This is a genomic window from Streptomyces sp. NPDC102467 (genome assembly GCF_044765445.1).
Lineage (GTDB): Bacteria > Actinomycetota > Actinomycetes > Streptomycetales > Streptomycetaceae > Streptomyces.
The window spans coordinates 83,625-108,593 of sequence record NZ_JBIWKA010000015.1; the positions used below are offsets into that span (position 1 = coordinate 83,625).

Below are 24,969 nucleotides of genomic sequence, written 5' to 3' on the forward strand. Positions count from 1 at the left end.
TTCTCAGTTATTTGGGACTTTGACAGGCAACTGATAACTTGACCGGCGCGTTCGATCAGGAGGGCCGTCTCACCATGTCCGCGATATCCACCCCCCACCACCGCGCCGTCGCGCGCCCGGCGCTCACCACTGTGCTGGCGTGTCTCGGGATGTTCGCCGCATACGTGCCCATCGGCAGCGTCTCGGTGTCCCTGTCGCGCATCCAGCAAGGGCTGGGCGCCTCCACGTCCGACCTGCAATGGGTCTCCGACGCGTTCATCCTGCCGATGGCCGCGCTGATCCTCACCTTCGGCCTGATCGGCGACCTGTACGGCCGCAAGAAGGCCTACCTCGCGGGCATGCTCCTGTTCGCCGCCGGCTCCGTGACCTCCCTGACCGCGCACAGCGTCGCGCAGGTCTGGGTCGGCCAGGCCATTGCCGGCGCGGGTGCGGCGGCTCTCGCCTCCTCCACGCTCGCCCTGATCAGCCACGCCTATCCGGACTTCAAGGCCCGCGCCAAGGCCATCGCAGCCTGGGCCGCATCCCTGAGCATCGGCATGGCCCTCGGCCCCCTGATCAGCGGTGTCATCCTGGAGCACGCCGGCTGGCGCTGGATCTTCCTGCCGGCCGCCGTCATCACCGCCGTCACCGGCCTGGTGGCCGTACGCATGCTGGAGGACTCCCGCTCCGCGCACGGCCGTGCCATCGACGTCCCCGGCCAGATCGCCGCGATCATCTTCATCGTCGGCCTGATCTACGGGGTGATCGAGGGCGGTGGGACCGGTGGCTGGGGCCGGACCAAGGTCATCGTCGCGTTCGCCGCCGCCGCGCTCGGCCTGATCGCCTTCGTCATCGCCGAGCTGCGCTCCCGCTCGCCGATGCTCTCCCTGAAGCTGTTCGCGGTGCGCCCCTTCACCGGCGCCGGCGTCGTCAACGCCGTCGTCATGTTCGGGATGATCGGCTCCGTCTTCACCCTCAGCCTCTTCTTCGGCAGCGTCCAGCAGCTCTCCGTCCTCGACATCGCCTGGCGCATGCTGGTCTTCAACGGCGTCTCCATCGTCGCAGGACCGATCGTCGGCCGTCTGATGGGCAAGGTCGCCCCCGGCGTGCTCCTCTGCGTCGGCCTGCTCGGTACCGGCGGCGCCATGCTCTGGCTCACCGGCCTGGAGACCGACTCCGGGTTCGGCGCGATGGCGGGCCCGCTCGCTCTGTTCGGTCTCGGTATGGGCTTCGTGATGACACCGATCAGCGCGGTCGCCGTCGGCAGCGTCCCGCACCACCTGGCGGGCATGGCGGGCGCGGGCAACAACACCCTGCGCCAGCTCGGCGGCGCCCTTGGTCCCGCCGTCCTCGGAGCCGTCCTCACCAGCCGGCTCGCCTCCGCCCTTCCCGGGCACCTCGCGGACTCCGGGCTGCCCGTCGCCGACCAGCAGCAGGTGAGCGCGGCCCTCGCACAGGGCGGTGTGGGCGCCGCGGGACACCTCGGGCTCTCCCCCGAGGCGACCGGCCCCGCGCTCGGCGCGATCGGCGCGAGTTTCACCGACGCCGTCCACGTCTGCATGACCATCGGCGCGGCCGGGATGCTGGTGGCCCTGATCGCCACGGCCACCCTGATCGGCTTCCGCCGCCCGCAACCGGCCCGGCCGGCCCCGGCCCCCGCCCAGGCCGAGACCAATGAGACACCCCGGGCTCAGGCTCAGGCCCAGGAAGCCCCCGTCCCGGCCGGCTCCGTCATCCACGGCCACATCCGCAGCTCCACCGGCGCCTCCCGCTCCTCCACGGTCACTCTGATCTCCCTGACGGGACGTCAACTGAGCCGCACCGTGGCCCGTTCCGACGGGGGCTACGAGCTCACCGCACCCGGCGCCGGCACCTACGTACTGATCGCCGCCGCCGAGAGGCACGAGCCGCAGGCGGCCACCGTCACCGTCGGCGCCGAGCCGCTCGCCCACGACATCCGGCTCTCGGGACCGCGCGGCCTGAGCGGGAGCGTCAACGGCGGCGACGGGCTGCCCGTCGCCGCCGCCATGGTGATCGTGACCGATGTGCGCGGCGAGGTGCTCGCCACCGGACAGACCGGCCAGGACGGGCAGTTCACCTTCGGGGAGCTGCCCGCCGGCGAGTTCACCGTCGCCGTGAACGCGGAGGGGCACCGGCCGGCCGCCGCGCCGGTCACGGTCGGCGACGGCGGGCCCGGCCGGGTGGAGATCGCCCTCGTCTCCGGCTCCCGGCTCCGGGGGGCGGTGCGCTCCGGCACCGACCGGCGCCTGCTGCCGGACGCCCGCGTCACCCTCGTCGACGCGGCCGGCAACGTCGCCGCGACCGCCACCACCGACGCGGACGGTGTGTACGCCTTCGCGGACCTGGACACCGGCGAGTACTCCGTCGTCGCCAGCGGCTACCCGCCGCTCGCCACTCCGCTGCGCGTCACGGGCCCCGGCACCGAAGCCCTCGACATCGAACTGTCGCACCCCATGCCGTGAGCTCCACGCCCGAGGACGCCCGGCTGTCCTACGACGTGTGGACGGCGTCGCTGCCGTACAGCTCCCTGGTGAAGGCGGACACATCGGCGCTGCGATCGGCGCCGTCGAGGTTGTACGTCAGATAGACGCCGTACCCCTCGCTGACGGTGCGGCGGGCGAAGTCGGCGGCCGTGCTCTGCGAGGTCCGGCCGATCTCGACGGCCGCCGGTGACAGCTTCGACTTGGGCAGGGCGATGCCGGGGACCTGCCAGCTGCCGTAGTACGGGTTCCAGGCGTAGTCGAACTTGGACGAGACGTCGACGCCGCCGTACGAGAGGCGCGATGCGGCCGGGCCGATGTTGTAGAGACTGATGATCTTGTCCGGCAGGTTCGCGCGCAGCGCCGTCGTCAGGTACACGAATGAGCTGCTGTTGGGCTGGCCGGTGCCGTTGTTGCCGTACTCGGCGTACTCGTCGTCGAAGTCGATCCCATCCAGTCCGTACTTGGTCACGGTGTCCGACAGTTGCTTCGCGAACCCCGAAGCCGCCTGCTGGGAAGGGAAGTTGGCGAAGCCGGCGCCCTGGTGATTGCCGAGCACCGACAGAACCACCTTGATGCCCTTCTGCTGCAACGGCCGTATCTCCGTGGCGGCGTTGTCGAGGACGCGCTGCACGTTCTCGTTGAAGTACAGATACGCCGCCTTCGTGCCCGTGTCGTAGTTGATGTTCGCGGCGAAGATCACGGCGACGTCGAAGACGTTGCCCCCGCCGTTGGCGAGGGTGTACTTGCCGACGTTCAGCATGCTGTTGTTGTTCACCTCGACGTACGCGACCGAGGTCGGCCCCTGCTTCGCAGGAGCAGGAGCAGGAGCAGGAGCAGAGGCAGAGGCGGGGGCGGGAGCGGCGGCGAGGGCCGCGACGGCCGCGAGCGCGAGCGCGGCCGTCCGCACTCTCCTCCATACCAGAGTGGACATTTGGTGGTCTCCCATCGCAGAGGTGGTCATCAACTCCACGGCTTTCTCGCGGAGTTGTTCTCACACTGCCCGTATGTATCCGTGTGCCAACATGGCAGACCCGGCTTCGGAACGGGTCGGACATGACGGGGGGCTCGTGTTGGATCGCCTGGCCAGAGCGGCGTGCACAGCGGACGAGGAGGTCGCCGCCGCGGGTCGGCCCGGCGCGGTGGTGCCCCCGTCGCTGCGCGGACGGCTCGCGCTGATCGCGGGTTTCGCCGCGCTGACGGTCATCGTGCTCGGGGTGCTGTATGCCGGACACAGTCGACCCGGCAGCGTGGACAGGTGGTTCATCGCGCCGACGGCGGACAGCGTGCGGCCGCCATGGCGTTATGTCGCTCTGGCCCTGGACTTCTTCGGGGAGCCCGCCGGATCGGCGCTGGTGGTCGCGGCCGCCGTGGCAGGCTGCCTGCTGCGACGGCGCCCCCGCGCGGCGGTGTTCGTGGTGGCCGGGGCCGGACTCACCGTGGTGGCGACGACGCTGCTCAAGTCCCTGGTGGGACGCACCATCCACGGCGCCGACAACCTGTCCTATCCGAGCGGACACACCGCCTTCGCCACCGCGCTCGCCCTCATGGCGGCGCTGCTCGCGATCCGCCGGCTCGGCCTCGGCAGGACGGCCGGTACGTCACTCGTGCTCGCCGCGCCGCTGGTGGCCGGCGCCGCGATGGGGTGGGCACAGGTCGCCCTGGGCGCGCATTACCCGACGGACGCCCTCGGCGGCTGGTGCACCGCGCTGGTGGTGGTGCCGGTGACCGCGTGGCTGGTCGACCGGGTGGCCGACCGGCTCGCCGGCCGGACGGCCGACGCCGGTCCCCGCGGGCCCCGCTGACGTCACGTCACATCAGGTCGTGTCGGGTCCTGTCACGCCCGGCGGCGGAACACCGGCCGCACCGGCCGCCCGGCCGTCCAGGGGGTGGGGTCCGCGGCGTCGAGCGCCTTCCGGTACACCGCACATGCGCGGGCCACCACATCGACGGTACGGTCGATGTCCGCTTCGCCGAGCGCGCTGCTCACGACGAACGACGGCGCCAGCACCCCGCCCGCGAGGAGCCTGCGCAGGAACAGGGTGCGGTACTGCTGCGACGGCCGCAGGTTCTCGTCGAGGGTGGCGAAGACCAGGTTGCTGGCCCGGCCCCGGACGAGGACGTGGTCTCCTACGCCCATGGCGGCCGCCGCGTCGCGCACACCTGCGGCCAGCCGCTCACCGAGGTCGTGCAGCCGCGCGGTGACGCCCTCCTCGACATAGGTGGTCTGCACGGCCATCGCGGCTGCCAGGGAGTGCGTCTCGGCGCCGTGCGTGGTGGACAGCAGGAACACCCGGTCGTGGGAGTGCCGCAGCCCGCCCCGCTCCATCAGTTCGCGGCGCCCGGCCAGCGCGGAGACGGCGAAGCCGTTGCCCAGCGCCTTGCCGAACGTGGAGAGGTCGGGCACGACGCCGTACAGGCCCTGGGCGCCCGCCTCCGACCAGCGGAAGCCGGTGATCATCTCGTCGAAGATGAGTACGCAGCCGTGCCGGTCGGCCAGTGCGCGCAGGCCTTCGAGGTACCCGGGCGGGGGCTCGGCGTGGCCGGCTGGTTCGAGGATCAGACAGGCGATCTCGTCCTGATACCGGGTCAGCAGCTCCTGGGTGGCGGCCAGGTCCCCGTAGGGGAATGCCACGGTGAGCTCGTTGATGGCCGCCGGGATTCCGGCGGCCATCGGCGTGGTGCCGATGAACCAGTCGTCCACGGAGAAGAACGGATGGTCGCCGCAGATCGCCACGCGCGTGCGCCCGGTGACCGCGCGGGCGAGGCGCACCGCGGCGGTGGTGGCGTCGGAGCCGTTCTTCGCGAACTTGACCATGTCCGCGGTCGGCACCGTGGCCAGGAAGCGCTCCGCGGCCTCGGCCTCCACGATGGACGGCCGGACGAAGTTGCTGCCGCGGTCGAGTTCGCGCCGCACCGCCTCGAGCACACGGGGGTGGGCGTGGCCGAGGCTGACCGACCGCAGTCCCGACCCGTACTCGATGTAGCGGTTGCCGTCGACGTCCCACACGTGGGCGCCGCGGCCGTGGCTGATGACCGGGGCCAGGTTCTCGGGGTACTGGTCGTCACCCTTGGCGTAGGTGTGCGCGCCTCCGGGGATCACGGCGTGCAGCCGCTCGTTGGCCAGCCGCGACCGGGGCAGGAGGAACTCTTCGCTTTCCATATCGGCTTCCATATCGGCCTCAGCCATCTCTCTGCTTCAGGGCCCCGGCGAGTCCCGGCGCCTGCCGGTCCCGCTCGGACATCGAGGTGGCCGGCAGCGGCCAGGGAATGGCGAGCTCCGGGTCGTCGAAGGCGATCGTCACGTCCTCGGCCGGATCGTGCGGGCGGTCGATCCTGTACGAGGTGTCGGCGGTCTCGGTCAGCGCCTGGAATCCGTGCGCACACCCCGCCGGGATGTACAGGGTCACCTGGGTCTCGCCGGACAGCTCGAAGAAGGCCCGGCCCAGGTAGGTCGGCGAGTCCGGGCGCAGGTCCACGACGACGTCGAAGATCTTCCCGTACGAGCAGCGCACCAGCTTGGCCTCGCCGGCTCCGGAGCGCAGGTGCATGCCGCGCAGTACGCCCCGGACCGAGCGGGACAGGCTGTCCTGGATGAAGGCGTCCGGGTCCAGGCCCACCGAGCGGACCACGTCGGCGTCGAAGGTGCGGCAGAAGAAGCCGCGTTCGTCGGCGTACGGGGTCGGCTCGAACAGGTACGCCCCGGCTATGGCCGGTACTTCGGTCGCTTTCATTTGGCTTCCCGCAGGTCGTGAGCATGGGTGTGGGCGTGAGTGTGGGTGTGCTCGGTCGCCGGGAACAGGGTCGCGGTCAACTGGGCGAACTGGGCCTCCAGTTGCCGGGATGCGTCCTGGTTGCGCTCGGTGAGGGTCTGCCGCAGTTCTGCCGATCGCTTCTCCAACTCCCGGAATTGATCGAGCAACCGGCCGGCGTCGACCTCGCGCGCAGGGTGGCAGTACGCGCCGAGACCCATCCGGTCCATGAGCGCGTCGCTCTTCGCCGCGTAGCTGAGGGCGAGTACCGGTGTGCCGGTCTTCAGCGCGCAGATCAGGTTGTGGTAGCGGACGGCCACCACGGTGTCGGCCGCCGCCATCTCCGTCATCAGGTCGGCGAGTGAGGCCGGCTCGGCGGCGGTGACCAGCGGCGAGTCCACCGCGTCGAGGATCGCGGCGACCACCGAGGCGTCGCACTCGTCGCCGGTGAGCAGCCGGACCGGCCTGCCCTCCTCGACCAGCGTACGGACGAACGTGATCGTTCCGTCGAGGTAGCGCCGGTATATCTCCTCGGCCCGGGCACGGTCGTCGTTGCCGCCGTGGAAGTCCATGACGCCGACGCAGACCGGTCCTGGTGTGTCGGAGGGTCCGCTCGCCCGCCGTGTCGGTGTCGGTGTCGGTGTCGGTGTCGGTGTCGGCAAGGAGAACGCGAGGTCCGGGTAGACCTCGTCGCGTGCGGTGTCCACGCCCAGCGCCCGCATCGCGTCACGCGACCGCGTGTCCCGGTACGAGCGGTACGCGGCAAGCCGTGCCGACCAGCGCACGAGGGCCCGGGTCGGCCGGTTGCCGATCTCAGCGGCGCCGACGCTGACCAGCGCGACCCGGGTGCGCAGCAGCCGGCCACTCGCGCAGAGCAGGAACAGCGAGTACGGAAAGCCCCACGGCCGCAGCGGCAGCGTGGCCTCCAGGACGCCCATGCCCGGCACGATCACCACGTCGTGCCGGCGCACCCAGGCGGCGGTGCGGACGACGTCGACGAGTTTGCCGAGGCCCTTCCCCGCGATCGCGCCCGCTCGCGAGGCGGTCCGGTACTCCCCGCGATACCAGTGCAGCCGCGTCGCGGGGATCCCGAACCGGGTCGTCACGGCCTCGGGTCCGCCGCACAGCGCGTCCACGACCGCGTCCGGGTGCTCGGCGCGCAGGTACCCGAGCACCGCTTCGAGCGACCCGTCGTTGCCGAGGTTGCCGGAGCCGAGCAGGCCGAACAGCCCGACGCGCACCGGGGTTTCGCTCTCCGACGTCATGCCTGCCTCCCTTCACGGCCGGCGACGAGGGCGTCGACGGAGACCGTGAGTGCGCCCGGGTCGACCGGGGCGCGGTCCTCGACCCGCTCGCCCGCGCCCGGCCTGACCCGGCTGGTCAGCCACGCGGCCAGGTGGCCGTAGCACGCGCGCCGGTCGGCCGTGGACAGCGGCGCCCGCCGGATCGCCGCGACGAAGCCGCCCAGGTACTCGGCGAGCAGTCGGGGCGTCGGATGCAGCGGGCCCGCCCGGCGCGGGTCCAGGTTGACGCACCGGGCGCGCTTGGACGGGTTCGCCCGCTCGGCGCGGGTGGGGTGGTCGCGGCGGAAGTACAGCAGCTCCGGCACCTGGTGGAAGGGCCCGTGCAGGGTGATCTCGGCGACGAACGTGCGGTCCGCGTGGTGGTAGCTGTCGAGCGGCTTCACCCGGCGCAGCACGTCGGCCCGCATCACGCCGTAGAAGTCGTCGCCGCCCGGCTCGAGGAGCAGGCTGCGAAAGCGCTCCGGCGGGTGCGGGGAGTCGGTGGCGAGCCCGTACTCGTAGGGAACCTTCAGCCGTCCTTCGCCGTCGATGACCGCCTGGCCGGAGTGCGCGAGGATCACCTCCGGCCGCTCGTCCAGCGCCTCCACGCAGGCGCGCAGCAGGTCGCGGGCGTAGAGGTCGTCGTGCGAGGCCCACTTGAACAGTTCACCGCGGCACTCGGTGAACACGTAGTTGTGGTTCGGCGTGGCACCGACGTTGCGTGGCAGCCGGATGTACCGGATGCGTGAGTCCCGCGCGGCGTACTTGCGGCAGATCTCCTGGGTCCCGTCGGTCGAGGCGTTGTCGGAGATGACCAGCTCGAAGTCCTCGTAGGTCTGGCCGAGGAGGGCGTCGAGCGACTCGGCCAGGTACTCCTCGCCGTTGTACACAGGCAGGCCGACGCTCAGCCTGGGTTGGGCACTCATGAAGTCCTCACTTCGGAAATGGAGTGGTGGTGGCGCTCGCGCAGGGCGGACCGCAGTTGCAGCCACCACACGGCCGAGCTGCAGCCGGTCGCGACGGCCACGCCCCAGGCCGAGCCGACCGTGCCGCCGACGGCCGCTCCGCCGAGCCCGCCGCCGACGTAGCAGAGGGAGGCGAAGAGCTGGCAGCGCAGGCTGCGCCGGGCCGCGGCGAGCGCGCGCAGGCCGGCCGCCGCGCCGGTGCCGAGGCCGGCGCCCGCGACGCCGAGGGTGACCGGCGCGATGAGCTGTGCGGACAGGTGCCAGACATCGCCGAGCACGAACTCACCGAGCCGGTCCGGCATCAGCAGCAACGCCCCGCCCCAGAGCAGCGCGCCGACGGCCTGCCCGCTGCCCAGCAGGAGGCAGAACCTGCCGAGCCGGTGCGGGGCCCGCCGCAGCACCCGTGCCGCCTCCGCGACGGTGACCAGCGAGAGGCCCATGAGCACGGCGAGGAACGGGCCGAGCAGGAGCTCGGCGCCCCGGACCGCGCCGACCGCGCCGACCCCGACGATCACGCCGAGCCCGTACGCCCGCATCTGGTTCGCGCCGCTGAGACTGACGTTCTCGACCAGGTACCGGTAGCCGAGATCGCGCTGTTCGCGGAGCCATCCGCGCGCCTGGGTCAGTCGGGGCCGGATGCCGGACTGGATGTAGCCGTACCCCCCGGCCACCGTGGCGGACGCGCCCCAGGCGAGCACGAAAGCGGCCACACTGCCCACGCGGGCCGCCACGACCATGGCCGGGACGAGCGCGACGCCCCACACGACGTCGTTGACGAACGCCTTCCGCCCGTTGCCCGCGGCGAAGAACGAGTACCGCCAGGCGTCCTGCAGCAGCAGCCCCGGCAGCATGACGCCGAGGCAGGCGAACGCGGGCCCCACACGGCCGCCGAGGCCGAGGCCGACCACGAGGCAGGCCGCGCCGATGGCCGTGCCGACGCCGAGCGCGGTCCCCGACGACCGGGCCACGGCCGCGCGCCAGGTCGCGTCCGGCACGCCGCTGAAGCGCACCACGAGCGGGTCGGTGGCGAGGCCGCGGGAGACGTTGAGCACCACGCCGTAGGTCACCCAGGCGAGGCTGAACACGCCGAACGCCGTCACCCCCAGCGAGCGCGCCACGTAGATGCCGACCGCGAAGTTGCTGATGCTGGAGGCCGCCTGGTCGGCCAGGCCCCAGGACAGCCTGCCGAGGAGGGCCCGCCGGGCGGACCCCGTCGTCTTCTCCTCCTCGGTGGTCATCGGCGTCATGCCTTGATCAGCCCGGCGGCGCCCAGGGCGTCGGCCGCGACGGCAACGGTGTCGAACGGCAGCCCGGACCGCTCGGCAATGTCGAGCAGGCTGTGCTCGCCGTCGGAGAGGTTGAGCACCCAGAGCATGGCCAGCTGGGCCTGTTTGGCGTCGCTGCGCCCGCCGAGCGAGTCGTACAACCCGCGTCGGCCCAGCTGTGGTTCGCCGTAGGGGCTGAGGTTGACGTACCGCCGGTTGCGGTCGAGGACCGCGAGCGCCTCACGGCAGACCGCGAGAGTGTCCTCCATCGCCTCCGGGCGGACGAAGTCCGGATTGTCCGCCGAGGTGTGGTACTCGGGGTATCCGGCGTACGGGGTCCGGCTGAGCGAGCCCACGCCGAGATCGAACCCGGGCGAACAGTACTGGCGCTCGTCGTAACCGTACGGAGTGAACTCGGTGACGCGGTGCGGCCGTTCGGAGGCGGCCAGCACATGCCGCAGCACCCGGTCGATCTCCGCGTCGCCGCGCCTGCTCTGCTTGTACGTCAGGTGGCCGGAGTCGCCGGCGCAGGCCAGCACGAGGCCGTGCTTGACCCGCTCGATCCGCTCCGCGTTGCGGGCCAGCCAGGTGATCGCCCCGACGGTGCCGGGCGCGTAGATGAACCGGTAGGTGTAGTACGGCGTCTGCTCCGCCAGCGCCCTGGCCAGGAACGTCGCCACCGCGATGCCGGCCAGGTTGTCGTTGGCCAGCGAAGGGTGGCAGACGTGGCAGGAGACGATCACCTCGTCGGGGACCTGCCCGGGGATCACGTGCTCGGCGTAGGTGAGGTGGCCGTCGGCGAGTGTGGAGTCGATGCGCACCTCGTAGTCGCCGTCCGGCAGCGCGTCCAAGGTCTCCTGGGCCAGGCAGAATCCCCAGTCCGGCTTGTAGTAGCTGGTGCGGTACGGCACCCAACTCGGCTGCTCCGGAAGGGTGTACAGGTGATCGCGCAGCTCGGCCAGCGGCATCGTCCGCGCCACCGGCACGCTGTAGCCGAGCACGTGCAGGCTGGACGCGGCGAAGTCGACGACCCGCCGGCCTGCGGCGTCGGCGACGTACGCGTCGCGGATGTTCCACTCCTGCGGCACGGTCCAGTCGAGCACCTGTGTCCCGGTCGGCACCTCGTGCATCTGCAGCGGGACGTACTCGCCGACGATGTCCAGGGTGGCGCGCACCCCGTCCCCCGTGATGCTCCGGCACAGCGGGTACAGCCGCTCCACCAGCGCGTGCATCTGTTCGCCGGGCCCGGTCATCGGCGCCGCCGCAGGGTGTCGTCGACGGTGCCTGCCTCGGACTGTGCGCGCAGCACGGCGAGGCGGGTGAAGCGTTGCTCGAAGTCCTCCCGGGTGAGCCCGAACTGTTGGTAGGCGTCGGCGAGTTCGAGCGCGCCCTGCTTCACCGTCCACTCGCAGTCGAAGCCGGGGATCGCCGCGCGGAACCGGGAGAAGTCGACCCGGTACGAGCGCGGATCGGCACCGTTCTCCCCGGTGATCCTCACCTGCGCGCCGGACACCGCCTCGGCGACCTGGTCGGCGATCTCGGCGACCGTGACGTTGTTGGTCTCGCTGCCGATGTTGAACGCCCGGTCGTGCACCGCCGCTTGTGGCGCGCTCAGCGCGGCGGTGAAGGCGCGTGCGATGTCGGCGGCGTGCACCAGGGGGCGCCAGGGGGTGCCGTCGGAGAGCACCAGCACCTCGCCGGAGAGGAGCGCGTGGCCCACCAGGTTGTTCAGCACGATGTCGGCGCGCAGTCGGGGTGAGTAGCCGAAGGCGGTGGCGTTGCGCATGTACACCGGGCTGAAGTCGTTGTCGGCCAGGGCGTGCAGGTCGTCCTCGACGCGCACCTTGGACTCCGCGTACGGGGTCACCGGGCGCAGCGGGGCGTCCTCGCCCACCAGGTCGTCACCGCCCGCGGCGCCGTAGACGGAGCAGGTCGACGCGTACAGGAAGCGCCGGACTCCGGCGTCGCGGGCGAGCCGGGCAAGTCGTACGGAGGCGCGGTGGTTGATGTCGTAGGTGAGGTCGGGTGCCAGTGATCCCAGCGGGTCGTTGGAGAGCGCGGCCAGGTGGATCACGGCGTCCACTCCGGCCACGTGGTCGGACGTGACGTCGCGCAGGTCGACCCGGTGCCCGGCCGGGTCCGCGGGCTGCGGGCCCAGGACGCAGTCGGCGAACAGGCCTGCGTCGAGACCGACGATCTCGTGTCCGGCAGCCGCCAGGACCGGGGCCATCACGGTGCCCAGGTAGCCCTGGTGTCCGGTCAGCAGTACGCGCACGGTTCAATCCCCCATGGTGGAAGTGCTCTGAGCGGAAGTGCTCTGCTTGGCAATGCTCTGAGCGGAAATGCCCAGATCGAGCGTGAGCTTGGTGACGGCGAACGCCTCGGCGTAGCGCGCGTGGCATTCGATGCCGCGGATCCGCGCGAGGCCGAGGAAGGCCTCCCGGTCGAACCACGGCCGGTGCCGCTGCGAGGGGTAGTGCTCCTGCAGCAGCCGCACCTTCTGTTCGGCGATCTGCGGCGACAGCGGCTGGTACGCCGCCGGCCGGCCGAGATCGCCGTCCCACTTGACGATCTCGTAGCCGAGCACCAGGTGGTCGCGGAACGCGGTGGGCAGGAGCTGCGCGAGCCCGCGGTGATCCTGGTGCGCGTCGTCGGTGCGCGGCGCGAGGACCAGGTCCGGCTCGGTGCGCATCCGCAGCTCCTCGACCGCGGCCTTGGCCTCCTCCCAGTGCGCGGGCATCCGGCCGTCCGGCAGCTTGAGCACGGTCAGCCGCAGGTCGGCACCCGGGCAGAAGGCGGCGAGAGCGGCCTGCTCCTCCTGCTCCCGCTTGCTGCCGCCGCCGGAGAGCACCAGCGCGTCGACGCGGATCCCCGGCCGTGCGAGGCAGAGCGTGAGGAGTGTGCCGCCGGCGCCGATGGCGATGTCGTCGCAGTGCGCGCCCACCGCGACGACCCGGTCCAGGGGGCCGGCCCCGAGCCGGATCACGCTCTCGCTCCTGCGGTGTCCCGCTCCCACACGGCCCACGGGCGGTCGCCGCGGGCGTAGGCGTCGTCGAGCGCGGCCCGCTCCTTCACGGTGTCGGTCGGCTTCCAGAAGCCACGGTGCTGATGCGCCACCAGGCGCCCCTGCTTGGCCAGTTGGGCACATCCGTCGGCGACCAGGTCCCCGTTCTCCGGTATGTGGTCGAAGACCTCCTGGCGGAGCACGAAGTAGCCGCCGTTCTCCCACATCGGCAGTTCGCTGACCGGGGTGATACCCCCCACCAGGCCGTCCTCGCCCAACTCCACACAGTGGAAGGAGGACTGCGGCGGCACCACCATCATCGACGCCCCGGCGTCACGCCCGGCGAACCGGTCGATCATCTCCGGCAGCGGAGCGTCGGTGAGCACATCGGCGTAATTGGCGAGGAACATCTCGTCGCCGTCCAGGTGGTGCCGCACCCGGCGCAGCCGCTCACCGATCGGCGACTCGATGCCGGTCTGCGCGAACGTGATCGTCCAGTCGGCGATGTCGGTGGAGAGGAGCTCGGTCCGCCCGCCCCGCAGCACGAAGTCGTTGGACGTCGTCTCCTCGTAGTTGAGGAAGAAGTTCTTGATGTGGTGCGCCCCGTACCCGAGGCACAGGATGAACTCCGTGTGCCCGAAGTGGGCGTAGTAGCGCATGACATGCCAGATCAGCGGGCGCGGGCCGACCATCGCCATCGGCTTGGGCACGTCGTCCGCGGCGCCGCTGCGCATCCGCATCCCGTAACCGCCGCAGAACAGTACGACCTTCATCGCTCGACCTCGACAATGCTCAGTTCCGGGATGGGAAAGACCAGGCGGCCGCCCCAGTCGTGCACGAAGGACAGCTGCTCGACGAGTTCGTCCCGCAGGTTCCACGGGAGGACCAGTACGTAGTCCGGTCGGTCGGCGGCTATCTGATCGGGCGACAGGATCGGGATGCGGGTGCCCGGGGTGAATCTGCCGTGCTTGTAGGGGTTGCGGTCGACCGTGTACGGGAGCAGGTCGGGCCGGATGCCGCAGTGGTTGAGCAGGGTGTTGCCCTTGCCCGGGGCGCCGTAGCCGACGACCGTCTCGCCGCGCTCGGCCGCCTCGATGAGGAACTTCAGGAGGTTGCGGCGCACCGTGGCCACCCGGGCCGAGAACTCGGTGTACCCGGACAGTTCCTGCAGCCCGGCCGCCTTCTCCCGGGCCAGTACGTCGGCCACCCGCTGGTGCGGCTCGCCGGCCACCTCGGCCGGCCGGGCGAGGAGACGGATGGAACCGCCGTGCGTGGGCAGCAACTCGACGTCCACGAGCGTGAGTCCGCCGCTTTCGAGTGCCCGGATCGCGGACGCGACCGTGTAGTACTGGAAGTGCTCGTGGTAGATCGTGTCGTACTGGTTCTCCTCGATCAGGGTCAGCAGGTGCTGCACCTCGATGGAGACCCAGCCGTCATCGGCGACCAGGGCGCGAAGGCCCTGGGTGAAGCCGACCACGTCGGGGATGTGCGCGTACACGTTGTTGGCCACGACCAGGTCCGCAGGACCGTGCTCGGCGCGGACGGCCGAGCCGGTGTCAGGGGACAGGAACTCGGTGAGCGTGGGCACACCGGCCTCCCGCGCCGCGGCGCCGACGTTCACCGACGGCTCGATGCCCAGGCAGCGGATCCCCCGGTCCACCAGGTGCCTGAGCAGATACCCGTCGTTGCTCGCGACCTCGACCACGAAGGCGTCGGCGCCGAGGCCGAGCCGCTGTACGGCATCGGCGACGAACGTGCGCGCGTGCTCCACCCAGGACGTCGAGAAGGAGGAGAAGTACGCGTACTCCTTGAACGTCTCCTCCGGCGTGATCAGCGGCGGGATCTGGGCGAGCCAGCAGTCGGTGCAGACCCGCAGGTGCAGCGGGTACGCGGGCTCCGGCTCGTCCAGTTGATCCGCGGCGAGAAAGCTCTCGCACGGCGGGGTCGCCCCCAGATCGACGACGCTCTCCATCGCCGCCGAGCCGCAGAGTCGGCATCGTGTCATCTACTTCCCCCCATTTCCGCTCGCGCGGGTGTCTTCGCCGCGAGCCTGTGCTGACCGTCCCGCGATCGCGGTGCGGTACCCCTCCACCAGGCGCTCGAGGCCGACGGCCGGGCTGAAACCCTGCTCGTATCGGCGTCGGGCCGCCCGGCCCATCTCCCGGTTGCGGTCCGGTTCGGCCGCGATGCGGCGTATGCAGGACGCGAGCGAGGCGGCCTCGCCCGGCCGGTGCAGCAGCCCGGTCACGCCGTCCTCGACGAGTTCGACGAAGGCGCCGTGTCCGGCGGCGACGGTCGGCACCCCGGCCGCCATCGCCTCCACGACCACCAGGCCGAACGCCTCCAGCCACGTCGAGGGAGCGAGTACGGCGGCCGATCGCGCGACGGCCTCCCGGCACTGGTCCTGGTCGTACAGGCCGACGTAGCGCACGTCGTCCCGGCCCGCCGCCCAGGCGGTCACCTCGGCCTCCAGCGGTCCCGTCCCGGCGATCACGAGCGGCACGCCCACACCGCCGCCCGCCGCGATCTCGTCCCACGCGGCCATGAGCAGCCGCACCCCCTTGGCCTCCGCGAGCCGGCCGAGAAAGAGCACGTGCTCACCGGCGCCTTCCCGGCACGTGCCCGGGTCGGGGACGAAGTTGTGTTTCACCGCAAGGCGTGCGGCGGGCATGCCCGCCCGGACCAGGACGTCGCGCTGGGCCGCGGAGATGCAGAAGAACCGCTCCACGCCGGACCACCAGCGCCGCCGGTTGACCGCCAGGCTGACCGCGAGCGGCACCGTCGCAAGGCGGGAGTTCCGGTAGCAGCCGTGCCGGACGGCGGGCAGCGGCGCCGCCGTCCCTACGCACTCGGTGCACGGCCGGCCGTCCCTCTGCAGCGTGCCGGGCGGGCAGACCTGGGTGTAGTTGTGCAGGGTCGCGACGGCGGGCACACCGGCGTCCGCGCAGGCGGCGAGGACCGCGGGCGACAGGAGCGGGAAGACGTTGTGGACATGGACGATGTCCGGCCGCTCGGTGCGCAGCCGGGCAGCGAGTTCCGTGCGGACCGCCGGGTTCCACGGCACCAGCAGCGGCACCGCGACCTTGCCGGCCAACGACCGGTCGGCGATGGTGTCGCTGCGCCGCTCGAACACCTCGACCCGGTGGCCGGCCGCGCGCAGCAGCTCCACCTCCTGGTCGACGACCTTGTTCTCGCCGCTCGGCTGCGCCGAGCCGTAGCGGTTGTGCACCACGAGGACGTGCATGCTCAGGCCACCTCCGGTTTCCGGGCCCGACGCGTGACGCGTCGTCGGGGGAGAGCGGGCGTCGGCAGCGCGGGGGCCGCGGCAGGTGTCGCCAACAGCGAGGCGGCCACGGCCAGATGCAGCAGATACGGCGAGGCGTCGCCCAGGCCCGCCTCGGTGTACGACGCGATCGCGCAGTAGCTGATGAGGAAGATCGCGCAGGCCCGCTGCAGCGACGGTGGCCGCAGCAGCGCGACGCCGGCGAGCACGATGATGATCGCCGCCACGATGGTGGTGCCGATCAGACCCTGCTCCTGGTAGACGGCCAGCCAGCTGTTGTCGATCGGCAGCCCGCCGAACGACTTGTCGCCCAGGCCCATGCCGAACAGTTGCTCCGTGGTCGTCCGGGGTGCGGCAAGGAGGGCGTCCCAGACCTTGGCCCGGCCGGTGAGGTTGGAGAAGTTCTCCTGGCTCTGCCCGCGCAGGAACCAGGCCTGCAGCGCGGAGCTGAACCCCACCGCGGCCACCGTGGCGATCAGCACCGTCCAGGCGAAGAACCGGCGGGCCGCGGCGCTGGTCAGGATGAGCGAGCCGATCGCCAGTGCGAGGCCGACGAGCAGGCCGAGCGTGGCCGTACGGGTGTGGGTCAGCGCCAGGAGGACGAGTGCGGGCACGATGACCACCGCCGCGCTGGTCCGGTCGGTCCGCCGCCCCAGGACGAGCAGCACGGTGAGCCCGATGATGACCGCCGCGTACTGACCGATCTGCGGCGGGGTGAGCGGCCACAGCGCGCCGACCAGGCGCCCGCCGTAGAGGTCGGGCAGGGCAGCGCCCGGTGATACGACCAGGCCTGCGGCGACCGACCCGAGCACCGCGAAGTACAGCCGGATGTGGTGCCGGACGAACGTCAGGCCGCCGTCCCACCAGCGGCTGAGCAGCCACAGTGTGCCGATGAAGAGTGCCAGTCGGCCGCAGCGGAACAGCGCGCCGAACCCGGACTCCAGGTCCGCGCTGGAGATGACGCTCGGTACGAGGAGCAGGGTGAGCAGGAACAGGAAGGCGCCGGCCCGGATGCGGAGCCGGAGGTTGACCGCGAGCGCCAGCGCGAACGCGGCGACCAGCGCGCCCATGGTGACCATCTGGATGAGGGAACGGGGCAGCGGGACGATGGTCTTCGCCCCGGCGGAGCCGAGCGTGTTGAGGATCAGCAGCCCCCAGACGACCCCGACGACCTTCGGTGTGCCGTCGGGGCGCTGCGCGGCGCCGGGCCGGATCCCCGCGGTGTCCGGTCCGACCGGCAGCTGATCGCGCGTCAGGTCTCGTGCCACCTCAACCACCGGCCTGTGCGGGGAACTTGCTGCCAGCGTCCTGCTGGTACGGCGCGGCCTGCCACTGCGCGGAGTCGAGCACCCGGCTCGGGTCGTGGACGACGAACTGCCACGGTCCGACGTAGACGTTGTCGTGCCAGCGGTTGTGCTGCTTGCGGGTGATCGCCTCGGCCACCCGCTCGCCCTTGTACGGCGACCAGTCCGGGTAGGTGCCGTAGTTGGCGAGGACCGACATGCGGTCGCACTTCACCGTGCACTTGAGGACGGACTTGTCCAGCACGAAGCGGTTGTCGTGGATGTCCACCCGCTGGGTCTTCCAGCGGCAGTCGGCGTAGAGCGGCGCCGTGGCGATCGCCGGCTTCGCGCAGCGGTCGGTGGAGCGCACCAGCAAGGTGCAGTCACCGGACGAGGTGTTGGCGGGGCTGTTGCAGAACCGGTCGGCGTTCTCCCACAGGGTGATCCCGGACCAGTTGTTCTCCAGCACGTTCCGGAAGATCTCGATGTTGTCGGTGCGGGCCCGGATCCGTGGTTCGCCGCCGGACTCGGACAGGTAGACGGTCGCGAACGGGAACGTGTCGCCGCTGTCGGCCGCGCTGCGGCCCTCGACCCAGTTGTTCCGCCGGATCGTGTTGTTGCGGATGACGGCGTTGTAACTGGTCTCGTAGATCAGCGCGGCACCGTCGTTGGTTTCGATCACGTTGTTCTCGATGCGGAAGTCGTTGTTGTTGGTGTCCGCCCACAATCCGGGCCCGCGGTTGTCGTGCACCCAGTTGCCGCGTACGTCGGCACCGTCCACTTCCCAGAACTTGATGCCTCCGGTACAGCCGCAACCCTCGCGCCGCCGCTCCCAGTCGCCGGTGTTGTTACCGACGATCTCGTTGCCCTCGACGACCAGGCCCTTGATACGGCCGTGGCCCTTGTACGCGTTCATGCCGTACTGGCCGTTCTCGCGCAGGCAGTTGGCGCGGACCTGCTGGCGGGCGCCGGCCATCAGCCCGGCACCGGAGTTGTGCTGGATCGTCGTGTGCTCGATCACCCACCCGTCGGCCGAGTCGTGGTTGACCACGCCCTCGTCGGGCGGCGCCACGAAACGTTCCACGGTCAGGTAGCGGATCGCGACGTCGCCGGCGCCGCCGGCGAACGCGTACTGGTTCTTCTTCCGGCCGTCGAGCACCGCGCCCGGCGCACCGAGGTAGCGGTCCCCTTCTTTGGGGATGACCTGGGCGTAGCGGTCCGGGTCGAGCCGGTGCTTGCCCGGTCGCAGCCAGAACGTGGTGTGCGGCGGACTGTTCTTGGTCTTCGCCGCCAGGTCACCGACCTTCGCGGGGTCGACCGTCACCGCGCCCGTCGGCGCCTTCGCGGGCCCGGCCGCGGGCTCGGCACACACCCGGGCCACGGGCCGCGCCGCGGAGGTGGCGGACGTGGACGGCGCGGCCTTCGGCTCCGTCTCGGCTCCCGGCGTGCTCTCGCACCCGGTCGCCGTCAGCAGGGCCAGCGCCAGCGGTGCCGCCGCCCACGCCCAGTGCCGCTTCTTGTTCCGCACGCGCCCCCCTAGCCGTGGAACCTGAGGACGGTGGTGAACCCCTGCGTGCCGTCGGCGAATCCCGTGCCGACCAGCGTCGTGGTGGGTTCCTTGCGTCCGAAGCCGGCGGAGTACCACCCGAGGGGCGGATCGCTCTCGCCGCGATGCGCCCGCCAGCCCAGCTCCCCGGGCAGGTCGAGCACCGCGGAGCGGTCCTCGCCGTCCCGGGTCCAGGTGAGTACGGCCCGGTTCTCCACCAGGTCCGCGGTGATCGCCGGGCCGAGGTGGAATGCAAGCCGCACGTCACGGCGCGGGCCGCGCACCTCGTCGTTGACCGTCAACTCGCGGCTTTCTGACGACAGTTGGACCTGACGGCGGTGCACGGAGCGTTGATACCCGTCGTGCTCGGCGCACCAGCGAGCCCGCTCCGCGGTCAGGACGCGGCTGCGGGCCTGCCGGGTCCATAGGAAGGGGCCGCCGGAGACGGACTGGTCGGTGCCGTCCAGTTGCAGGGTGTTGTGGCCGAGGGTCGACCGGAAATACTGCCGCCACTCGGGCTGCCCGTGGTAGCAGAACGTCCCCGGGTCGGCGAGCACGTCGACCCCGTCGTGCCGGACCTCCACGGACAGCGCGTCCGCGTGGGCGTGCGCGGCGATGGACAGGAAGCCGTGCGGGCCACCGTCGCAGCGGCACCAGATCTCCCCCGGGCTGCTTTCTCCCGGGCTGCGCAGGATGGTGAGGCCCGCGTCGGCGAAGTGGGCGGGGCGGCTTGCCGGGCGGGCCGGGGCCGGGGCGGCCGCGTTCTTCGGATACGGCCGGATGAGCGCGGCGAGCAGCGGGGTGCGCACATCGGTGCCGGTCACCGTCGGCCACCAGGCGAGCCGGCCGAACACGGCGTCCCCGGTGGCCAGGAGCGAGGCCCAGCGGTCGGTGCCCGCGCCGTCCACGATCAGGCCGTGGCCGTCGTCCGCGTCTCCTTGGCGCGGCGGCCGCAGGTGGCTGTCCACGACGGCCGCGAGCGCGTCGGTCATCCGCAGCAGCACCTGACGGATCGACGGGGGGACCGGCACGTCGGCGGCGTCCGCCTCGGCCACCGCGGCCAGACCGAGTTCGAGGACCAGTCCGTGGTATTCGGTGGCCAGCTCGCGGTTGAGCCCTGAGTCGAATGTGTTGGCGCGCAAGTGCTGAGCGAGGGACCGGAGCGCGCCGGCCCGCCAGCGCGCCGAGGAGGGGAACCAGCCGAACGCGCAGGCCCCGGCGAACTGCCCGGCGGCCTCGGCGATGACGTGGTTGTTCGCCGAGGAACCCCGGCTGGGGAAGGCGGCCAGCCAGCGCTGGTGGTGCCAGATCTGGTTCAGCGCGACCTGGTTGTCCTCGAAGAGAGCGGCGGCGCCCGGCCAGCCGTCGAGCAGCCGGCGGATCCACACCCAGGACAGCAGGCGGATGCCCAGCTCGATGCCGCTGATCCAGTGCACGCCGCGCAGCGGCGGGTTGGCCGTCCACCACGACCTCAGGTGCTCGGCCACGCGCTCGGCGTACCGCTCGTGCCCGGTGATCGCGTAGGCGGCGGCGAGCACGGTGAGGTACTGATGCCGGGACAGCTCCCAGATCTGCTTGATGTCCCCGACCGCGTCCTCGTTCCGGTACGGCACGTCGAAGGCGTAGCCCCACGGGGCCCGCCGCCCGGTCTTCGGGTCGCACCACCAGTCCGGGTCGGTCAGGTCGTCGCGGACCACCCCGAAGTACTCGGCGTGCCCGTACATCAGCCGGTCCGCCTCGGCGACGAGTCGCTTCGCGGCGTCCGGGGGTATCGCGGCGATCGTCCCGGCGGGCAGTACGGCGGTGAACCGGGCGCCGGTCACCCGCGGGCAGTCGGGCCGCGCCGACCGCCACCGCCGCCGGCGCACCGCGTCGCCCACCCGGCCGCCGACCTCCGCCGGTCTCATCCGGGACAGGCGTCGCAGGTACCAGCCCGCGGTCCCCGAGCTCGCGGTCATCGCGCCCTCGCCAACGTCACCGGCGCGCCGCCGGCCAGGCCGGCCTGCACGGCGAGGGTGGCAGACGTGGTGGCGACGAGCGACTCCAGCGGCACCGGCATCGGGCCGCCGGTCCGCACGGCCTTGATGAACGCGGCCAGTTCGGCGTTCTGCCCCTTGTCCCGGGCCTTGGGCAGCCGCGAACTGACCCACCGCTTACGGCCGTAGACCGAGGCGCGGACGAAGTCGTCGAGCCGCAGCACCTTGCCGTCCGCGACGAGGTCAAGCGTCTCCTTGGGGAAGCCGGGCGCGCCGGTGGTGACGTAGCTGATGGTGGCGGTGGACCCGTCCGGGTAGCCCAGCACCACCTGGAGGTCCTCGTTGCCGGACGGGGCGGCCGCGTACACCGAGACCGGGTCGGCCCCGAGCAGCCAGCTCGCCGTGTCGATGAAGTGTCCGCCCTCGCCGGCGAACCGCGAGCCCTCGGCGTCCTGTTGGAGGTACCAGCTGCCGTGCTGCAGCTGGCCCGCGTTGACCAGGTAGCGCAGGCTCGCCGGCCCGGTCCGGGCGCCGAACCGCTTCCTGGCCTCCTGCAGCAGCGGCGCGAACCGGCGGTTGAAGCCCACCTGCAGCCGGTCGTTGCCGGACTCCTCCACCGCCGCGAGTACGCCGGCCAGGTCCTCCTCGGTGAGGGCCAGGGGCTTCTCCACGAACACGGACTTGCCTGCCAGCAGTGCCTTGCGGGTCAGCTCGGCGTGCGAGCTGTGCCGGGTGACCACGAACACGGCGTCGACGGACTTGTCGCCGAGGACGGCGTCGAGGTCGGTGGTCGCCTCGGCGAAGCCGAATTTCCGCTGCGCGTTGGCCGCGGAGAGCGCCGTCGTGGTGACGACGGTCGACAGCTCGACGCCGTCGCGCTGTGCCAGGTGCGGCAGCAGCATCGACGTCGCGTAGTTTCCCGCGCCGACGAACGCGAGGCGCACCGGCGTCCCGGCGGTCCTGGCCGGGGCGGACGCCGCGCCGCCGCGCCGCCGCACCTCGGGCACGGCCACCGCCGGGGCCTTCGCTGTCCCTTCCGCCGCGTGTTCGGGGTAGCGGAACAGCACGGCCACGGCCTTCAACTCGCCGTCTTTCAGGCGCTGGTACGTATCGACGGCATCGTCGAAGTCGGCGACGTGGGAGACCAGGGGCTCCACGTCGACCTTGCCGCGGGCGAGGAGGTCGAGGAAGCACGCCAGGTTGCGGCGCTCGGTCCAGCGCACGTAGCCGATCGGGTAGTCCCGCCCCTCGAGCTCGTACGACGGGTCGTAGCGCCCGGGTCCGTAGGAGCGCGAGAACCGGACGTCGAGCTCCTTCTCGTAGTACGCGTTCCACGGCAGGTCCAGGCGGCACTTGCCGATGTCGACGACCCGCCCGCGGTCCCGGCAGAGCCGGGCGGCCAGCTCGACGGGCTGGTTGCTGTCGCCGCCGGCGGCCAGGTACACCTGGTCCACGCCGTGACCGTCGGTGAGTTCGGCGACGGCTGCTTCCACGGCCGCGGACTCGGGATCGCCGCAGGTCGCCGCGCCCAGGTGTGCGGCGAGCTCGCAGCGCGTCGGGTCGGGGTCGACGCCGACGACGCGGACCCCGGACGCGGTGAGGAGCTGCACCACCAGCTGCCCGATGAGGCCGAGACCGATGACCAGCGCCACCTCCCCGAGCTGCGGCTCGCCCTGACGGACGCCCTGCATGGCGATCGACCCGACGGTGCCGAAGGCCGCGTGCCGCGGCGCGAGGCCGTCCGGGACCGGGGTGTAGAGGTTCTTCGGCACCCAGTTCAGTTCGGCGTGCAGCGCGTGCTCGTTGCCGGCGCAGGCCACGAGGTCGCCGACCTTCACGTCGTCGATCCCGGGGCCGACCTCCTCGACCACCCCGGCCAGCGAGTAGCCCAGCGGTGTGTAGGAGTCCAGCTTGCCCATCACCTTGCGGTAGGTGGCGGGCACCCCGTTGGTGGCCACGCTCTGCATGACCTTGGCCACCTGGTCCGGCCGGGAGCGGGCCTTGCCCAGCATCGACATACCGGCCTCGGACACCTTCATGAGCTCGGTCCCGGTGGAGATCAGCGAGTAGGCGGTGCGGACCAGCACCCCGCCCGGCTTGCACCCCGGCGCCGGCACGTCGAGCACCGCCAGCTCGCCGCTCTTGTAGTTCTGCACAACCTGTTTCACCCGAAGTCCCCTTGTTTCTAAGCCGTTTTCTACGCTGCCGAGCGAGCTGTCCGGCCGGACCCGGAGGTCGCTTCGCGGTACCAGTACTCGAGGGTCAGCACATGCCACAGATGCTTGGAGAAGTCCCGCTGCCCGGCGGCGTCCTCGGCGACCATGCGCGCCAGCGCGTCGCGGCGCAGGATCCCGGAGCTGACGAGTACGCCGTCGTTCACCACCTCGCGCACCAGCGGTGCCAGATCCCGGCTCATCCAGGCGCGCAGCGGTGCGCTGAACAGGCCCTTGGGCCGGTAGACGATCTCCCGGGGCAGGATCGAGGTGGCCGCCTCCTTGAGGACGGCCTTGCCCTGTCGTCCGACGATCTTGCGGTCGCCGGGCACGGCGAACGCGGCCTTGACCACCTCGACGTCCACGTACGGCACCCGCACCTCGGTCGACGCGGCCATGCTGGAGCGGTCCGTGTACGCGAGGTTCAGACCCGGCAGGAACATCCGGGCGTCGCCCAGGCACATGCGGTTGACGAAGTCGTCGAGGTCGTTGTCCTGGTAGATGTCGGCATGTTCGGTCAGTACGTCGTCGACCGTCCCTGCCAGGTCAGGGTTGACCAGGGCGAGCAGTTCGTCCTGGTCGTACATGGTGTAGCTGCGCCGGAACGCGGTCTCCTCCGGCAGGTCGGCGAAGGAGAGGAACCGCTTCGCGAAGCGCACCGACCGGTACCCCCGGCGGGCCGTCGCGACCGGCAGCCGGTCGACGGCCCTGGACAGGCCGCGCCGCAGGGGCCGCGGAACACGCTGGTAGCGCAGCGCGAGCAGGTTGGCCAGGTGCTTGCGGTACCCGGCGAACAGCTCGTCGGCGCCCATCCCCGAGAGCATCACCTTGACCCCGGCCTCCCGGGCGGCCTCGCAGATCAGGAAGGTGTTGATGGCGGCGGGGTCGCCGATCGGCTCGTCCAGGGCGTACGTCATCTGCGGCAGCAGGTCGAGCACGTTCGGAGCGATCTCGATCTCGTGCAGGTCGACGCCGAATTGCGCGGCGACCTGCCGGGCGTAGCGCAGGTCGTCCGGCATCGCCTCGAACTTGGCGTCCTCAGGCCGGAATCCGATCGTGTAGGCGGAGATCCCGGGTCGGTCGCGGGCCGCGAGCGCGGTGAGGTAGCTGGAGTCGAGGCCGCCGGAGAGGAAGGTCGCCACGGGGACGTCGGAGAGCAGGTGCCGCCGGGTCGACTCCTCGACAACGGCTGCCAGGTCGGGCAGTTCGCCGCTGCGGGCCCGCTCGCGGCCCTCGGCGGCCACGTCCTTCAGGTTCCAGTACCGGCCGCGCTCCACCCGCCCGTCGGCGAAGCACCGCAGCCAGCTCCCCGGCGGCAGTTTCTCCGCCTCGCGGAACGCGCACCGCGAGTCGGGCACCCAGTAGTAGAGCAGCGAGGCCACCAGCGCGGCGTGGTCCACCTCGAGGGTCCCGCCGGTGGCGGCGGCGAGCGCCTTGAGCTCGGAGGCGAACGCCAGGCCCGCGCCACGCCGGAGCAGGAACAGCGGCTTGATGCCCAACTGGTCGCGGGCGACCACCAGTTCACCGGTGCGCTCGTCGAAGATGCCGAACGCGAACATGCCGCGCAGCCGGGGCAGGCAGTCGGTGCCCCAGCGTCGCCAGGCTTCGAGGACCACCTCGGTGTCGGAGGTACCGCGGAAGCGCGCCCCGGCGGCCGCCAGCTCGGCACGCAGCTCGGGCGCGTTGTACAGCTCGCCGTTGTACGTGAGGGCGAGGCCGTCCGAGACCATCGGCTGGGCGCCGGTCTCGGACAGGTCGATGATGGCCAGCCGACGGTGCCCGAGGTGCACCTCGCCGTCACCGGTGGAGTGGCTGTACCGGCCGGCCCCGTCGGGGCCGCGGTGGGCGAGGGTGTCGGTGAGCCGGTCGGTCACGGCCTTCCCGTCCGGCCATCGGTACGTGCCTGCGATGCCACACAT

The 24,969-nt window shown here is 71.6% G+C and carries 18 protein-coding genes and 1 pseudogene; 2 read left to right on the forward strand and 17 right to left on the reverse strand.

Annotated elements, in window-relative coordinates:
- Positions 1–74: 74 nt before the first annotated feature.
- Positions 75–2,462: an MFS transporter gene (locus ACIREE_RS29555; RefSeq protein WP_404158637.1), complete on the forward strand. Its 2,388-nt coding sequence runs from the start codon at positions 75–77 to the stop codon at positions 2,460–2,462.
- A 28-nt stretch (positions 2,463–2,490) separates the two neighbouring features.
- On the opposite strand, the gene ACIREE_RS29560 is transcribed toward ACIREE_RS29555, so the two are convergent.
- Positions 2,491–3,414: an endo-beta-N-acetylglucosaminidase H gene (locus ACIREE_RS29560; RefSeq protein ID WP_404158640.1), complete on the reverse strand. Its 924-nt coding sequence runs from the start codon at positions 3,412–3,414 to the stop codon at positions 2,491–2,493.
- 208 nt (positions 3,415–3,622) lie between these two features.
- On the opposite strand from ACIREE_RS29560, the gene ACIREE_RS29565 reads away from it, so the two are divergent.
- Positions 3,623–4,285, forward strand: coding sequence for a phosphatase PAP2 family protein (locus ACIREE_RS29565; protein WP_404159089.1), 663 nt, complete (start codon positions 3,623–3,625; stop codon positions 4,283–4,285).
- A 32-nt stretch (positions 4,286–4,317) separates the two neighbouring features.
- On the opposite strand, the gene ACIREE_RS29570 is transcribed toward ACIREE_RS29565, so the two are convergent.
- From ACIREE_RS29570 to asnB, 16 genes and pseudogenes are all read right to left on the reverse strand, one after another.
- A complete protein-coding gene (locus tag ACIREE_RS29570) occupies positions 4,318–5,643 on the reverse strand; it encodes a glutamate-1-semialdehyde 2,1-aminomutase (protein WP_404158643.1) in 1,326 nt (441 codons plus the stop codon).
- A 19-nt stretch (positions 5,644–5,662) separates the two neighbouring features.
- The gene (locus ACIREE_RS29575) at positions 5,663–6,214 is read right to left on the reverse strand and encodes a dTDP-4-dehydrorhamnose 3,5-epimerase family protein (RefSeq protein WP_404158646.1); all 552 of its coding nucleotides are present in this window, start codon (positions 6,212–6,214) and stop codon (positions 5,663–5,665) included.
- Complete coding sequence (locus tag ACIREE_RS29580; RefSeq protein WP_404158648.1) at positions 6,211–7,497, reverse strand: polysaccharide pyruvyl transferase family protein; 1,287 nt, start codon at positions 7,495–7,497, stop codon at positions 6,211–6,213. The genes ACIREE_RS29575 and ACIREE_RS29580 overlap by 4 nt, the downstream gene beginning before the upstream one ends.
- Positions 7,494–8,441, reverse strand: coding sequence for a glycosyltransferase family 2 protein (locus tag ACIREE_RS29585; protein WP_404158649.1), 948 nt, complete (start codon positions 8,439–8,441; stop codon positions 7,494–7,496). Before ACIREE_RS29585 ends, ACIREE_RS29580 begins: the two co-directional genes overlap by 4 nt.
- Positions 8,438–9,727 carry a hypothetical protein gene (locus ACIREE_RS29590; protein WP_404158652.1) on the reverse strand — a complete coding sequence of 430 codons (1,290 nt, stop codon included), beginning with the start codon at positions 9,725–9,727 and terminating at the stop codon, positions 8,438–8,440. The genes ACIREE_RS29585 and ACIREE_RS29590 overlap by 4 nt, the downstream gene beginning before the upstream one ends.
- Positions 9,724–10,998, reverse strand: a complete 1,275-nt coding sequence (locus ACIREE_RS29595; RefSeq protein WP_404158655.1) for a DUF4910 domain-containing protein — start codon at positions 10,996–10,998, stop codon at positions 9,724–9,726. The genes ACIREE_RS29590 and ACIREE_RS29595 overlap by 4 nt, the downstream gene beginning before the upstream one ends.
- Positions 10,995–12,020, reverse strand: coding sequence for an NAD-dependent epimerase/dehydratase family protein (locus tag ACIREE_RS29600; protein WP_404158658.1), 1,026 nt, complete (start codon positions 12,018–12,020; stop codon positions 10,995–10,997). The genes ACIREE_RS29595 and ACIREE_RS29600 overlap by 4 nt, the downstream gene beginning before the upstream one ends.
- Positions 12,021–12,089: 69 nt before the next feature.
- Positions 12,090–12,731 (reverse strand): annotated as a pseudogene (locus ACIREE_RS29605) (PIG-L deacetylase family protein); the annotation flags it as partial.
- Positions 12,728–13,522, reverse strand: coding sequence for a glucose-1-phosphate cytidylyltransferase (locus ACIREE_RS29610; protein WP_404158661.1), 795 nt, complete (start codon positions 13,520–13,522; stop codon positions 12,728–12,730). The gene ACIREE_RS29610 and the pseudogene ACIREE_RS29605, both read right to left, overlap by 4 nt.
- Complete coding sequence (locus ACIREE_RS29615; protein WP_404158664.1) at positions 13,519–14,754, reverse strand: class I SAM-dependent methyltransferase; 1,236 nt, start codon at positions 14,752–14,754, stop codon at positions 13,519–13,521. Before ACIREE_RS29615 ends, ACIREE_RS29610 begins: the two co-directional genes overlap by 4 nt.
- Entirely contained in the window at positions 14,755–15,993 is a 1,239-nt protein-coding gene (locus ACIREE_RS29620) for a glycosyltransferase (protein ID WP_404158667.1), read from the reverse strand.
- 2 nt (positions 15,994–15,995) lie between these two features.
- Complete coding sequence (locus ACIREE_RS29625; protein WP_404158670.1) at positions 15,996–17,309, reverse strand: O-antigen ligase domain-containing protein; 1,314 nt, start codon at positions 17,307–17,309, stop codon at positions 15,996–15,998.
- Positions 17,302–18,843 carry a right-handed parallel beta-helix repeat-containing protein gene (locus ACIREE_RS29630; protein WP_404158673.1) on the reverse strand — a complete coding sequence of 514 codons (1,542 nt, stop codon included), beginning with the start codon at positions 18,841–18,843 and terminating at the stop codon, positions 17,302–17,304. Before ACIREE_RS29630 ends, ACIREE_RS29625 begins: the two co-directional genes overlap by 8 nt.
- 8 nt (positions 18,844–18,851) lie before the next feature.
- Positions 18,852–20,819 (reverse strand): alginate lyase family protein, encoded by a 1,968-nt coding sequence (locus ACIREE_RS29635; protein ID WP_404158675.1) that lies wholly within the window; start codon positions 20,817–20,819, stop codon positions 18,852–18,854.
- Positions 20,816–23,005: a bi-domain-containing oxidoreductase gene (locus ACIREE_RS29640; protein WP_404158678.1), complete on the reverse strand. Its 2,190-nt coding sequence runs from the start codon at positions 23,003–23,005 to the stop codon at positions 20,816–20,818. The genes ACIREE_RS29635 and ACIREE_RS29640 overlap by 4 nt, the downstream gene beginning before the upstream one ends.
- A gap of 29 nt (positions 23,006–23,034) precedes the next feature.
- Complete coding sequence (gene asnB, locus ACIREE_RS29645; protein ID WP_404158681.1) at positions 23,035–24,969, reverse strand: asparagine synthase (glutamine-hydrolyzing); 1,935 nt, start codon at positions 24,967–24,969, stop codon at positions 23,035–23,037.

Excerpts from the sequence above, each read along its gene's own strand:
- ACIREE_RS29555 (WP_404158637.1), top strand. The coding sequence starts at position 75 with ATGTCCGCGATATCCACCCCCCACCACCGCGCCGTCGCGCGCCCGGCG.
- ACIREE_RS29560 (WP_404158640.1), bottom strand. The coding sequence starts at position 3,414 with ATGTCCACTCTGGTATGGAGGAGAGTGCGGACGGCCGCGCTCGCGCTC.
- ACIREE_RS29570 (WP_404158643.1), bottom strand. The coding sequence starts at position 5,643 with ATGGAAAGCGAAGAGTTCCTCCTGCCCCGGTCGCGGCTGGCCAACGAG.
- ACIREE_RS29575 (WP_404158646.1), bottom strand. The coding sequence starts at position 6,214 with ATGAAAGCGACCGAAGTACCGGCCATAGCCGGGGCGTACCTGTTCGAG.
- ACIREE_RS29580 (WP_404158648.1), bottom strand. The coding sequence starts at position 7,497 with ATGACGTCGGAGAGCGAAACCCCGGTGCGCGTCGGGCTGTTCGGCCTG.
- ACIREE_RS29585 (WP_404158649.1), bottom strand. The coding sequence starts at position 8,441 with ATGAGTGCCCAACCCAGGCTGAGCGTCGGCCTGCCTGTGTACAACGGC.
- ACIREE_RS29590 (WP_404158652.1), bottom strand. The coding sequence starts at position 9,727 with ATGACGCCGATGACCACCGAGGAGGAGAAGACGACGGGGTCCGCCCGG.
- ACIREE_RS29595 (WP_404158655.1), bottom strand. The coding sequence starts at position 10,998 with ATGACCGGGCCCGGCGAACAGATGCACGCGCTGGTGGAGCGGCTGTAC.
- ACIREE_RS29610 (WP_404158661.1), bottom strand. The coding sequence starts at position 13,522 with ATGAAGGTCGTACTGTTCTGCGGCGGTTACGGGATGCGGATGCGCAGC.
- ACIREE_RS29615 (WP_404158664.1), bottom strand. The coding sequence starts at position 14,754 with ATGACACGATGCCGACTCTGCGGCTCGGCGGCGATGGAGAGCGTCGTC.
- ACIREE_RS29620 (WP_404158667.1), bottom strand. The coding sequence starts at position 15,993 with ATGCACGTCCTCGTGGTGCACAACCGCTACGGCTCGGCGCAGCCGAGC.
- ACIREE_RS29635 (WP_404158675.1), bottom strand. The coding sequence starts at position 20,819 with ATGACCGCGAGCTCGGGGACCGCGGGCTGGTACCTGCGACGCCTGTCC.
- asnB (WP_404158681.1), bottom strand. The coding sequence starts at position 24,969 with ATGTGTGGCATCGCAGGCACGTACCGATGGCCGGACGGGAAGGCCGTG.